Source organism: Arsukibacterium perlucidum DSM 18276, from assembly GCF_000382165.1.
Taxonomy (GTDB): domain Bacteria; phylum Pseudomonadota; class Gammaproteobacteria; order Enterobacterales; family Alteromonadaceae; genus Alishewanella; species Alishewanella perlucidum.
Genome location: NZ_KB907703.1, coordinates 195,988 through 207,580, shown reverse-complemented (window position 1 = coordinate 207,580; position 11,593 = coordinate 195,988). Strand labels below are relative to the sequence as shown.

Below are 11,593 nucleotides of genomic sequence, written 5' to 3'. Positions count from 1 at the left end.
TAGTGAGCTTTGTGATAAAAACCATAAATAAAAAGTTAACCTGACAACCTAATGAGTATAGCAACGCGGCCTAGTATTGACTAAATTACGCTTGTTGTCAGCAGGCAGGGGGTAAAACCCCGGCGTTATAGCCGGGGTTTTAGCAGTATTATTTAAAAAGTCAGGTTTAGCCGGTAGCCGGATGGTGCAGTGTCGTCTTGCTCAGCGCTAAGCAAATAACGTTTGCCGGCCTGTAGCATCAGACTATCTGTTTTGTCCAGAAGCGTTGTGCTGCCGTTTTCTGCAACATGCACCAGCGCTATGGCAAAATAATCTTTTGGCAAATTCAGGGTACGTTGTGTTTTAAACTCCAGGTTTTTAACACTATGCCTTGCCGTGGCAATCGTTTCATCCTGACGGATGAAATAAAAGTGCAACTTGTCAAAGTTGCCAATAAGATTGCTGACGATAACATCATTTGATTGTAACTGCGGTTTATCACTTTCCTTTACCGCCAAGGCCTCTAAAATATTGTGTTCATTTTGATAAAGCAACACCAGCTGACTTTCACCTGCATCAGCGCTAAGCAATGCGCTGTTAAGCAGCACGGTATTATTACTGTCACGCACTGATAAACTGTAATCGCCCTTAGTCAGTGAGCTGTAGTTACCTAAAGTATCGGCTGGCAGATTGGCCACAATATTGTTGTCGAGAGTGATTTGCAACGATTGCGCCAGGCTGTTGTAAAGCCGGAACTGTGCCTGAGCATCATGGTGTGTATAGCGGCCGATACTGTTCGAGTTTAAAATAACGTCTACCGCCAATTGATCGGCAATGGGACCGAATTGGTCACGTACCACCAGTACATAAGTATTTTCATAGGCAAAGTCGAGATTTTTGCCAACAAACAAAGGTTCATCAGCGCCTGGTTTAGCCAAGTATAAATTGTATTTTCCGGTCTCGTTCCGGCTGGCTTCGTTGCTTATCTCATGCAGTGCAATGGTATCCAGCAAGCTGGCATCGGCAAAAGTTTCAGTGGCCGCACTCAGGTAAATATCCAGCTCAGGCTCGCTGACAGCCAGGTTGCTCAGATACAAGTCAAACTCATCTTCAAGCTCCGGCTCCCGGGCAAAGCTCAGACTCAGGTAGTCAAACTGATCTGCCTCGCTGGTAAAAATAAACAGATGCTTCTGATCCTGACTCAAATTAACGTCAGCTGACAGCAGCGGACTGCTGGCGCCGCTTTCAGATAACTCCATTGTATAAGAGGCAGTATCAAGGGTAACGACATTACTGGCGTCAGCAAAGCGGGCGTTACCAATATTGTTATCATCTAGTTTTACGTTAGGGTTGGCACTGGCGGCTGCACCATTGTAGAACTGGACATAGCTTTTGCTTTGTTCCGGATCATCACTACTGCCACCACAGGCAGTAAGACTAAGTACGGCGCCCACTAGCAGGCTGCGGACGATATTTGGATAAGTTAGTAGGGTCGATTTCTTTAGCGCTGTTTTCATTTCTGGTTCCATGCTGGTGAAGTAAACCGGCACAGCCTAAGGAAATATCGGATTGATAGCTATGGCGCTTTACCAAAGCAAACAGTTGGTTACGCTTAATTACAGTTCGCAGTAAGCGGTTACAACATGGCCAGATAGCCTGCCTGATAATCGGGGTAGTGCCAGTTAAAACCTGTTTGCTGTAAACGGGTGACGCTGACCCTTTTACTGCCGCGGTTTCGTTGCTGTATCGACTCAGGAGCGATACGTAACTGCTGCTGCAAAAAATCAATTACGGTCGTAAAAGGTGTCGGTTGTAAATCAGCCAGATTATAAGCATTGGCTATGTTGTGGCCCAGCTGGCGCCGCTGTACCAGATGCACTATGGCTCGGGCACAGTCTGACACTTCAATACGGTTGGTATAAACAGGCTCATTCTCGATAAAATGTACTGCTTTTCTGGCGGTTTCAATCATCATATTGCGGCCCGGACCGTATAAACCAGCAGGGCGCAATATGGTGCAGTGCGGACTGTTTTTAAACCAGAACTCTTCTGCTTCGACCAGTATCCGGGCGGTACTGGCTTGGGGCTGGCGCGGACTGTCCTCAGTAACCCACTCGCCTTGTTGTTGACCATAAACACTGGTAGAGGAAACCAGCCACACATGTACAGGCTGAGCTTGTTGCTGCAGCCAAACTAGTGCTTGTTCGCCTACTTTCAGATAAGCCTGATGATAGGCCGGGTCGTTGCGGCCATCGGGAGCAACGCAAAGTACCAGATCAGTATAGGCTCCCGCTATTGCCGGCCAGGGGAGTGCTGCGTCATGCTGAAAAAGTGTTACGTTCTGCGGGCAACCCGGACTGCGGCGCATAGCGCTAACAGCTATTCCGACATCCAGCGCGCAGCTGGCAATACGACTGCCCAAATCGCCCAGGCCAACCAACAAAATGCTGGCCATTAATCTTCTGCCGCCACAGTTCCGGTTGCCGGTGGCCAGCCCGATTTAATATGTAAATCGCGCTGCGGGTAAGGAATGGTAATGTTGTTTTCTTTAAAGGTGCGCCAAATAGCCAGGTTAATAGCAGAGCGGATTTCACCGGTGCCTTTTTCCATGTCGGCAATCCATACTCTTAGTTGTAACTCGATACCACTGTCAGCAAATTCCATTAGCCGCACCGTTGGTGGGGGCTCTGTCAGAATGCGCGGTGACACCTTGGCGCATGCCAGCATTAATGCTAAGGCGTGCTCGGGGTCATTATCGTAACTTATTTGAACTTTAATAATCATCCGCACATTGGTATCGGCATAGCTCCAGTTGATCACCTCTGAAGTAATCAAATTTTCATTGGGGATTAAAGTATCGACACCTTCCCGGTTGCGCACTACCACATAGCGGGCGTTAAGTTGCTCTACCCAGCCAAAGTTCTGACCAACGGTAATAATATCGCCGGGTTTAATAGAACGGTCGAACACCAGAATAAAGCCACTAATAAAGTTGGAGGCAATACGTTGTAAACCAAATCCCAGGCCAACACCCAAGGCGCCACCAAACACTGCCAGCGAGCTTAAATTAATACCCACTGCATTTAACGCGACCAGAAAAGCAATGGTGATCAGTAAAAATTTGCTGAACTTAGCAAAACCGACCCGCATACTGGGGCTGATGGAAGTTGAACTTTGCATCCGCTTATTAATAAACTCTGCCAGCCAGATAGCCAGAGTAAAAGCCAGCGCAATCATTAATACCAGTTTTATCACCGCCAGCACGGAGATACGCGTTTCGCCAACCGTGGTACCCAGGCTTTCCAGAACTGCAAGCAAGCCTGGCAGCCAGCCGGCCAGGTGCAGCAATACGCCAAACCAGATAATACCTGCCAGCAGGTTCTCGGAGGATTTTAGCAGTGGACTCACACTAAACGCTTTGCGTAAAATATAAACGACTAACCGGATCACGGCTAACGCCACCAACACTGGTACCGCAACTTCCAGGATTTGTATTGGTAAGGTAACTATCTCAAAGATAATTTTTACCGGTACTAAGACTGCCAGGGCAGTAAGTGGCCATAACAAGCGTTGAATACTGCGCACTGCAACATGGCGCAGTCCAGTATCAAGGGTATGCTGCTTTTCGACAATGGCTTGCAATCGGCGGTTTGCCAGCGACGCTAATAACAAGGCAGTGGCCAATGCCAGTATCTGCCACCAGAAATCAAGCTGTTGCATAGTAAGCCAGACAGCAACAGTGATTTCATTAAACTTTTCCATAATTATCCTTTAACGCAATAGCCAGAAAACGATTGGCAAACTCACCAGCCCAATCAGAATACCAAACCCAATAATACCACTTACCAGTCTGGGTGCCAGGCCAGCCATAATTGCTATCGCCCCGGCTGAGATCATTGGTGGCATTGCTGCCTGAAAAATACTGATATCTACCGCCAGACCACTTTGTCCCAAACTACGCCAGATGCCCCAGGCTAATAATGGCATCAGCAGTAACTTAATGGTTAAGGCTGACACTAGTGGTGATATTTCACTTTTACTAAACCTGAAGTTTAGCTGAAAACCCACTGCGATCATCACTACTGGCACTAAAGTGGCGGCCAGGTTGTTAACTAAGGCGTCTGCTAGTGGCGGAAAACTGAGGTCTTTAAGCAATAGCCCGCCAACCAGCGCAATAAAAGATGGAAAGGTAATTATTTTAACAATAATACTTTTCGCTGTGGGTTTAGTGACCTGTGGGCTGTAAATAGCAGCGATTATAGTGACGTAAGTCGCCAGGGCAATAAAGGAACCAACCTGATCGTACACTACGGCATAGGGCATGGCGCTACTGCCAAACAGCGCCTGGGTCATTGGAAAGCCCAAAAACGAAGTGTTACCCAACGGCAGGACGATAAGCAGTGCCCCGGTTACCTCGCGGCTCCACTTTAACAGTTTGCTCAGCAGCAATACTGTCGCGACTACGGCCAACAACAGTAGCCATGGGGTTAATGCCGGGATCAGTAGTTCTATTGAAAATTGTAACAGTGGTACATTTTTCAGAATAAGTGCCGGTAAGGCGACATACAGTACATAGATGTTGAGTACTATACCGCTGTTTTCTGGCATTGCCGGCAAACGCCGTAAACCAAAGCCGATAACCAGATAGGCCAGTACCAGGTAAAAATTATCCATTACTGCTCGCTTATGCGCTGCTCTTTTGCAGCTTTTGAAAGTTGTTTTAGCTGATACTCTGCTTTGCTGGCTTCTGCCCGGCTGGCCATAGCCTGCACAAACACCAGTTGCAGTGGCCCTTTGCCGCGCAGCGCTTTGGCCCCGCCTTTCAGCTCACCATTATGCTGTCGCAAGCGGCGCTGCGGATCAGTGCTAATGCCAGTATACAGCTGGCCGGCTGCGGTGCGAACCATATACAAAAACCAGGATGTTGCTGTCATGCTGCTGAATATCTTGTTTTGGGCGTATCTGTTATAATCGCACTTTGTTAAGCCTGTGCCATGCTGGCGTGGGCGCAGTCAGGATCATCAATGTCGTTTCAATCTTTAGGGCTGGCAGAGCCTATTTTACGTGTGTTAACCGAGCAGGGTTATACTGAAGCCACGCCAGTACAACAACGCAGTATTCCGCTTATTCAGTCGGGTAAAGATGTGTTAGCCGGTGCGCAAACGGGCACCGGTAAAACAGCAGCCTTTACTTTACCACTGCTGCAGCACTTGCTCAATGCGCCTAAGGTGTTAACTGCTGGCCAGGTAAGGGTTTTAGTGCTTACACCCACCCGCGAACTGGCGCAGCAGGTTCATGATAGTGTGGTAACCTACAGCCGTTATGTCAGTTGTCGCTGCGCAGTGTTTTACGGTGGCGTGTCAATCCGGCCACAATACGATGAGGCCGAACAAGGGCTGGATATTCTGGTAGCGACACCCGGGCGTTTAATTGACCATTTGCATCAGCAAACGGTGGATTTAAGCCAGTTGGAAGTATTGGTGCTGGATGAAGCTGACCGGATGCTGGATATGGGCTTTGTGGTTGATATTAAACGTATTATGGCCAAATTGCCGGCCAAGCGGCAAACCCTATTATTTTCCGCCACCTATTCTAGTGACATTAAAAAACTGGCAGACGAATTGTTAGATAACCCGGTACTGGTGGAAGTGGCTGCAGCAAACGCCACTGCAGAGCGCGTTACTCAGCAGGTGTATCTGGTGGATAAGCACCGTAAACGCGAGATGCTGTCGCATTTAATCGGTGCCCGCAACTGGCCACAGGTGCTGGTGTTTGTCCGCACCAAGCATGGTGCAGACCGCTTAGCCAAGCAACTGCAGAAAGACGGCTTAAAAACCGCAGCGATTCATGGTGATAAAAGTCAGGGGGCCCGCACTAAGGCGTTAGCCGATTTTAAAGCGGGTTCAATAAGGGTGTTGGTGGCCACCGATATCGCGGCCCGGGGCCTGGATATCAGCGAGTTGCCTTATGTGGTTAACTACGATCTGCCGCAAATTGCAGAAGATTATGTGCACCGGATTGGCCGTACCGGCCGTGCCGGCATGAGCGGCCTGGCCGTTACTCTGGTCACCCCGGAAGATTTAGGCGCTTTACAAGACATTGAAAAGCTCACCCAGCAAGTGTTGAGCGCTGACGTGCTGCCCGGTTACGAGCACGACCCCAGCTATCAGGCGCCCAACGACGCTGTCGCCCGCAAACCAGGCCAACGTCCGGGGCGCAACGATGGCGCGGCTAAACGACAGGCACAGGGCAAGCTAAAAGCGAAACTCCGGGCCAGAGCGCTGGGTAAAGCCTGAACTGAAGCAGACCATAGCGTCTGCTTTTTTAGGCGACGCGATGTCTTTGTGTGGACACTTTTTTATTGTGGGTCTATACTGATAGTGATTTGGTCAGGCGCGAGGTTGTTATGCAGGCAGTTCAGCTCGACAGGCAAAGCCAACGGCAAGCCGCCGGGACAGGGCTTAAAGCGGTATTTACTATTCTGGATAAATGGCAATGCCCGCCGGAGCAAATCCAGCGTATTTTGCAAATCTCTAAAGCGGCCTACTACAAGTATCGCAACGATCCCTATTGTGCCAATTTAACCCAGGACCAGATAGAGCGGATAAGCTACCTGCTGAATATTCACAGTAGCCTGCGATTACTATTTGATAACCCGCAAAACCTTTATGGGTTTATGGCGTTGCCAAACCATAACCCGTATTTTAATGGTAAAAGCCCACTGCAAATTATCAGTAGTGGACAGTTTGCGGCATTATATGAAACCTATAAGCATATTGATGCGCTGCGCGGTGGCATGTGGTAGCAAAGTCGATAGCGCACGTAAGTGCAGAACTGGATGATTTTGTCCAGATTGAGCTGCAGCGCCAGCCAGGTTATCGACTGATAAATTCCAAGTTTCCGCCGGTATCGGTGTTTGACGATGTCGCCGATGCTGATGAATTTGACGCCTTATTTTCGCTGCAGGCGTTAACCAATCCCAGGTTGATGGCAGAGGCGGGTAATTTAAGTTTACTGCCCCGCACTGAGATCCCGTTTGGTATTGCTGGCTGCTCTTATGCCGTCGCGCCTTTTACCCATGTTAACCCGGCGGGTAGCCGTTTTTCTGATGGCCGTTTTGGTGTGCTGTATCTGGCAGAAAACGTGCAAACGGCCATTAGCGAGGTTGCTTACCATCAGAACCGGTATTGGAGCAAGGTGCCTGAGCTGTCGTATGAACGTTTTGTATTTCGGGCGCTAAGCTGCGAATTTACTGATGTCAGCCTGACCGATTTAACTGAATTGCCCCGACAGCATGCTATTTACCATTCAGAGGACTACCGCGCAGCCCGGGCGCTGGGCAGCAGCTTACGGCAGCAGGGCAGTGCCGGTGTGCAATTTCACTCGGTGCGTAATAAGGGGGCACTTTGCTGGGGCTTGTTCAGCCCAAAGTATGTTACGCAGATGCTGCAAAGCGCACACTATGAGTTGATCTGGCAAAGCGGCAAAATCAGCGCAATTAACCAGATTGTCAGCTGCAGCTAGTTAAGCTATTAGTTAGCTGCGATACAGGGTTTTAATCAGGTGAAAACCGAATTGAGTTTTCACAGGGCCATGTACTTCTAATACCGCCAGTTTAAATACGACATCGTCAAAGGCTTTAACCATCTGGCCTTTGCGAAATTCGCCCAAATCGCCACCTTTTTTACCTGACGGGCAGAGCGAATGTTGCTTAGCTAATTTGCCAAAGTCAGCACCTTTGGCTAGTTGTTGCTTTAGTTTATCGGCTTCTTCCCGGGTTTTAACCAGAATATGTAAGGCGCAAGCTTTGGACATGATGATTTCCTCAATGTTTACAGGCGAAGATTGGAGCCCCGATTCACTGATTTAGGTCGCGAGCTACGGTTACAACACCCGCCCTGGCTCGTCACAGCAACTCGCTCGCGCTGGCGCGCTCACTCAGACACTCTGTGACGACCAAAACGAGTGTTCTAATCTTCGCTAAGTGTCGACAGTGGAGCAAGGTCACAACTAAACAGGGCGTCTGCGGCAGGGAAGCCGCAGAGACAAATTCGTCAGGAACGAATTTGAACTGAGCCAGCCGAAGCCCGTTAGGGCAAGCTCCATGGAAGGAGCTTATAACCCTCCAGGGAAGGATTAACGGCGTCCCTGTGTGTTGTTACCTTGTGGAACTATATACTAAGTAAAGTTAACCCGCCGGTTGCTGCTGGGTAATACAGTGAATATTACCACCGCCCAGTAAAATTTCCCGGCCAGGCACAGTAACAACCTGATGATCCGGATACAGCTGCTGCAGTATGTCAGCGGCAACTTTATCATTGGGATCATCAAAGGTTGGCATAATCAGGCCGCCATTACACAAATAAAAATTGATGTAAGAGCCTGCCAGCCGGGCATTAGCCTCACGCGGAATTGCACTTAAGGTTGCATCTACCGTGGCGTATTCATCGGCTTTGGCAATAATGGGCTTAGGTAGCGGCAGTTTATGCACTTTAATTTTGCGGCCTTTGGCGTCAGTGCTGGCTTCTAAATAATCCAGGGCGGCTTTGCTGCGCGCGTACTGCGGATCGTTCTGATCGTCAGTCCAGGCTAATACCACTTCGCCGGGCTTAACAAAACAGGCCATGTTATCAACGTGACCGTCAGTTTCGTCGTTAAAAATACCGTCTTTTAACCACAGTACTTTACTGATCCCCAGGTATTCCGCCAGTATTTGTTCAATCTGCTCGCGGTTTAAATGCGGGTTGCGGTTGCTATTCAGTAAACACTCCTCGGTGGTTAATAAGGTACCTTCGCCGTCAACATGGATAGCGCCGCCTTCCAGCACAAAGCCTTCGGTGCGGTAGCGGGGCAGGTGCTCAATGCCCAGGATTTTACTGGCGACCTGATCGTCAAACTGCCAGGGGAAATACAAACCGCCGTTCAGGCCGCCCCAGGCGTTAAAAGTCCAGTCGATACCTCTTACTTCACCCTGGCCATTGGTGACAAAGGTCGGCCCGGTATCCCGACACCAGGCGTCGTTATTGGAAATCTCAACTACCCGCACCGGGTACAATGCGCCAGCTTTGCTCAGTTGGGCTTCGGCATTAGCATACTGCGCGGCCGATACCCCTACCGTTACCGGCTCAAAGCGGGCTATGGCCGCAATAACGGCACAGAACGCTTGCTGAGCGGGTTTTGCACCCATCCGCCAACTGTCGGTGCGCTCGGGCCATACCATCCAGGTTTGCTTATGCTCTGCCCATTCGGCTGGCATGGTGAAACCATCGTGCTTAGGTGTGGTTGGCAGTAAGCGGCTCACTTGCTGTTCTCCGGGTTTACTTTGCCGTCTTTGGTCAGTACCGTGTCATAAATGTCGATACGACGGTCACGGAACAAACCCCAGGCGCGGCGATCAGCGGCCACTTTATCTAAATCAAAAGTGTGTACCAGCACGGCTTCATCTGTTTCGCCTGCTTCCTGTACTTTGGCGCCAGTGGCGTCGGCAATAAAGGAGCTGCCATAAAAGGTGATGTGGAAGTCGCCTTCGGTTTCGGTGCCAATCCGGTTTGAAGCAATTAATGGCATTAAATTAGCAGCAGCATGGCCCTGCTGGGTGCGCTGCCAGTGGTCGCGTGAATTAATCGTGGCATCATGTGGCTCACTGCCAATTGCAGTAGGGTAGAATAATAGCTCGGCGCCCATTAAGGCCATACTACGGGCGCACTCAGGAAACCACTGATCCCAACAGATACCCACGCCAATTTTGGCATAGCGGGTTTGCCAGACTTTAAAACCGGTATCACCCGGGGTGAAATAGTACTTCTCGCTATAACCCGGGCCATCCGGAATATGGCTTTTGCGGTAGGTGCCGAGGTTCTCACCATCGGCGTCAATAATAACCACACTGTTATACAGGCAATTACCGGCGCGCTCATAAATACTGATTGGCAGCACCACATTTAGCTCTTTGGCGATTTTAGCAAAATGCTTAACCGCTGGGTTTTCCTCTACCGTGGTGGCAAATTCCAGGTAAGCCGGCTTTTGCTTCTGGCAAAAATAGTTACGTTCAAACAGCTCCTGCAGCAGAATGATCTGGGCGCCTTTGGCCGCTGCGTCGCGCACCAGCTTTTCGCCACGGACGATGTTTTCTTCAACATTCCAGCCGCCCACCATTTGAGTCGCAGCAACGGTTACATTACGCATCAGTTATCTCCAGCAGAAGGTTTAAACCAACAGGCTAGCATTCATAAGATTACTTGCCAAACAGGGCGCGCAAAATGCCGTATTTTTGTGCTGTCGTCAACGATTTTCGCTTTTTTCTGCTGCTGACGTACAATAGCCGCAACCGGCAATATTAGGGGCAGATATGACCATTGGAACTGCAGCAAAAAATACATCAGAGCAACAGCTTGTCGATGTGACGGTGGTTGGCGGCGGTATGGTGGGTGCGGCTATTGCACTGGCCCTTAGCCAGGCGGGTTTGCAGGTTGCGCTGATTGAGAAAGTGGCGCCAGCTGAGTTTGAACCGGATAGTGCGCCGGATTTACGGGTGTCATCCATTAATCTGGCCAGTGAGACCTGGCTAACTGCACTTGGCGCCTGGCCGTTATTACAGCAGATGCGGCTTTGTCCTTATCAGCGGCTGCAGGCGTTTGAGCAGCCGCAAAGTATCGTTACCTTCGATGCCACAGACATTAAGCGCAGCCACCTGGGGCATATTGTTGAAAACAATTTATTGCAGCTGGCATTGTGGCAGCATTTCCCGGCTAATCTGACGCTGTTTTGTCCGGCGTCGGTTGTGGCGCTTAGTCAAACATCAGACAGTACCTTACTCACTTTAGATAGCGGTGAGCAGCTTGAAAGCAAATTAGTTATCGCTGCTGATGGCGGCAACTCACAGTTGCGTAAGCTAGCCGGTATTGGTACCAATGGCTGGCAGTATCAACAGGCCTGTTTAGTGGCACTGGTTAACACGCCATATCCACAACAGGATGTTACCTGGCAGCAGTTTACCCCCACTGGCCCCAAAGCGTTTTTGCCACTGCCAGGCCAGCAGGGCTCGGTAGTCTGGTATGAAGATGCGCCACGGGTAAAACAGTTGGCCGCATTAAGTCCAAAGCAACTTACCCAGGCGTTGTTAAAGGCTTTTCCTGCAGCGCTTGGCGAGGTAGAGGTCGTGAGTAGCAGCTGGTTTCCATTAGCCCGGATGGACGCTAACAGCTATTACGCTGGCAGGGTAGTGTTGGCAGGTGATGCGGCGCATACCATTAACCCATTAGCGGGGCAGGGAGTAAACCTTGGCTTTGCCGATGCAAAGCTGCTGACTGAACTGATTATCAGCGCCCACCAGCAACAGCAGGATCCGGGCAGTGTTGATTTACTGAACGCTTATCAGCGCAAACGTAAGCCGGCTAATTTACTGATGATGAGCACGATGGATGGCTTTTATCAGCTGTTTGGCAATGACATCACCCCACTGCGCAACCTGCGCCAGCTGGCCCTGACGGTTGCATCGCGCAGTAGCGTGCTGAAAACGTTGGTTGCTCGTTATGCCGTAGGTTCTGAATAAACAGGTTAGAGCTCTTTTGGCTTAGTATACTCCGGTTGCAACGCCTGTTGTGCTCGCCACAGC

The 11,593-nt window shown here is 50.0% G+C and carries 12 protein-coding genes; 4 read left to right on the top strand and 8 right to left on the bottom strand.

Annotation, left to right across the window (positions count from 1 at the left end):
* Nucleotides 1-152: 152 nt before the first annotated feature.
* The 5 genes from H141_RS0103945 to H141_RS19830 all read right to left on the bottom strand — a co-directional run bounded on the left by H141_RS0103945 (nt 153) and on the right by H141_RS19830 (nt 4,913).
* Complete coding sequence (locus H141_RS0103945) at nt 153-1,496, bottom strand: DUF4397 domain-containing protein (RefSeq protein WP_019674944.1); 1,344 nt, start codon at nt 1,494-1,496, stop codon at nt 153-155.
* 119 nt (nt 1,497-1,615) lie between these two features.
* Nucleotides 1,616-2,434 (bottom strand): Rossmann-fold NAD(P)-binding domain-containing protein, encoded by an 819-nt coding sequence (locus tag H141_RS0103940; RefSeq protein WP_019674943.1) that lies wholly within the window; start codon nt 2,432-2,434, stop codon nt 1,616-1,618.
* A complete protein-coding gene (locus H141_RS0103935) occupies nt 2,434-3,741 on the bottom strand; it encodes a mechanosensitive ion channel family protein (RefSeq protein WP_019674942.1) in 1,308 nt (435 codons plus the stop codon). Before H141_RS0103935 ends, H141_RS0103940 begins: the two co-directional genes overlap by 1 nt.
* A 9-nt stretch (nt 3,742-3,750) precedes the next feature.
* The gene (locus H141_RS0103930; RefSeq protein ID WP_019674941.1) at nt 3,751-4,653 is read right to left on the bottom strand and encodes an AEC family transporter; all 903 of its coding nucleotides are present in this window, start codon (nt 4,651-4,653) and stop codon (nt 3,751-3,753) included.
* The gene (locus H141_RS19830) at nt 4,653-4,913 is read right to left on the bottom strand and encodes a GIY-YIG nuclease family protein (protein ID WP_051090366.1); all 261 of its coding nucleotides are present in this window, start codon (nt 4,911-4,913) and stop codon (nt 4,653-4,655) included. Before H141_RS19830 ends, H141_RS0103930 begins: the two co-directional genes overlap by 1 nt.
* A gap of 90 nt (nt 4,914-5,003) precedes the next feature.
* On the opposite strand from H141_RS19830, the gene H141_RS0103920 reads away from it, so the two are divergent.
* The 3 genes from H141_RS0103920 (at nt 5,004) to H141_RS0103910 (ending at nt 7,503) form a co-directional block, all read left to right on the top strand.
* Nucleotides 5,004-6,275, top strand: a complete 1,272-nt coding sequence (locus tag H141_RS0103920; protein WP_019674939.1) for a DEAD/DEAH box helicase — start codon at nt 5,004-5,006, stop codon at nt 6,273-6,275.
* Between the two features lie 110 nt (nt 6,276-6,385).
* On the top strand, nt 6,386-6,784 hold the full coding sequence (locus tag H141_RS0103915; RefSeq protein ID WP_019674938.1) for an MbcA/ParS/Xre antitoxin family protein: 399 nt from the start codon (nt 6,386-6,388) through the stop codon (nt 6,782-6,784).
* Complete coding sequence (locus H141_RS0103910) at nt 6,778-7,503, top strand: RES family NAD+ phosphorylase (RefSeq protein WP_019674937.1); 726 nt, start codon at nt 6,778-6,780, stop codon at nt 7,501-7,503. The genes H141_RS0103915 and H141_RS0103910 overlap by 7 nt, the downstream gene beginning before the upstream one ends.
* Nucleotides 7,504-7,515: 12 nt before the next feature.
* On the opposite strand, the gene ppiC is transcribed toward H141_RS0103910, so the two are convergent.
* The 3 genes from ppiC to aguB all read right to left on the bottom strand — a co-directional run bounded on the left by ppiC (nt 7,516) and on the right by aguB (nt 10,164).
* Nucleotides 7,516-7,794 carry a peptidylprolyl isomerase PpiC gene (ppiC, locus tag H141_RS0103905; RefSeq protein WP_019674936.1) on the bottom strand — a complete coding sequence of 93 codons (279 nt, stop codon included), beginning with the start codon at nt 7,792-7,794 and terminating at the stop codon, nt 7,516-7,518.
* Between the two features lie 373 nt (nt 7,795-8,167).
* Nucleotides 8,168-9,280 (bottom strand): agmatine deiminase, encoded by a 1,113-nt coding sequence (gene aguA, locus H141_RS0103900; RefSeq protein ID WP_019674935.1) that lies wholly within the window; start codon nt 9,278-9,280, stop codon nt 8,168-8,170.
* Nucleotides 9,277-10,164, bottom strand: coding sequence for an N-carbamoylputrescine amidase (aguB, locus tag H141_RS0103895; protein ID WP_019674934.1), 888 nt, complete (start codon nt 10,162-10,164; stop codon nt 9,277-9,279). The genes aguA and aguB overlap by 4 nt, the downstream gene beginning before the upstream one ends.
* A gap of 163 nt (nt 10,165-10,327) precedes the next feature.
* On the opposite strand from aguB, the gene H141_RS0103890 reads away from it, so the two are divergent.
* Nucleotides 10,328-11,530, top strand: coding sequence for an FAD-dependent oxidoreductase (locus H141_RS0103890; protein WP_051090365.1), 1,203 nt, complete (start codon nt 10,328-10,330; stop codon nt 11,528-11,530).
* The last annotated feature ends 63 nt before the right edge of the window (nt 11,531-11,593 follow it).

Coding starts and splice junctions, on each gene's coding strand:
- H141_RS0103945 (WP_019674944.1), bottom strand. CDS start 1,496: ATGAAAACAGCGCTAAAGAAATCGACCCTACTAACTTATCCAAATATC.
- H141_RS0103940 (WP_019674943.1), bottom strand. CDS start 2,434: ATGGCCAGCATTTTGTTGGTTGGCCTGGGCGATTTGGGCAGTCGTATT.
- H141_RS0103935 (WP_019674942.1), bottom strand. CDS start 3,741: ATGGAAAAGTTTAATGAAATCACTGTTGCTGTCTGGCTTACTATGCAA.
- H141_RS0103930 (WP_019674941.1), bottom strand. CDS start 4,653: ATGGATAATTTTTACCTGGTACTGGCCTATCTGGTTATCGGCTTTGGT.
- H141_RS19830 (WP_051090366.1), bottom strand. CDS start 4,913: ATGACAGCAACATCCTGGTTTTTGTATATGGTTCGCACCGCAGCCGGC.
- H141_RS0103920 (WP_019674939.1), top strand. CDS start 5,004: ATGTCGTTTCAATCTTTAGGGCTGGCAGAGCCTATTTTACGTGTGTTA.
- H141_RS0103915 (WP_019674938.1), top strand. CDS start 6,386: ATGCAGGCAGTTCAGCTCGACAGGCAAAGCCAACGGCAAGCCGCCGGG.
- ppiC (WP_019674936.1), bottom strand. CDS start 7,794: ATGTCCAAAGCTTGCGCCTTACATATTCTGGTTAAAACCCGGGAAGAA.
- aguB (WP_019674934.1), bottom strand. CDS start 10,164: ATGCGTAATGTAACCGTTGCTGCGACTCAAATGGTGGGCGGCTGGAAT.
- H141_RS0103890 (WP_051090365.1), top strand. CDS start 10,328: ATGACCATTGGAACTGCAGCAAAAAATACATCAGAGCAACAGCTTGTC.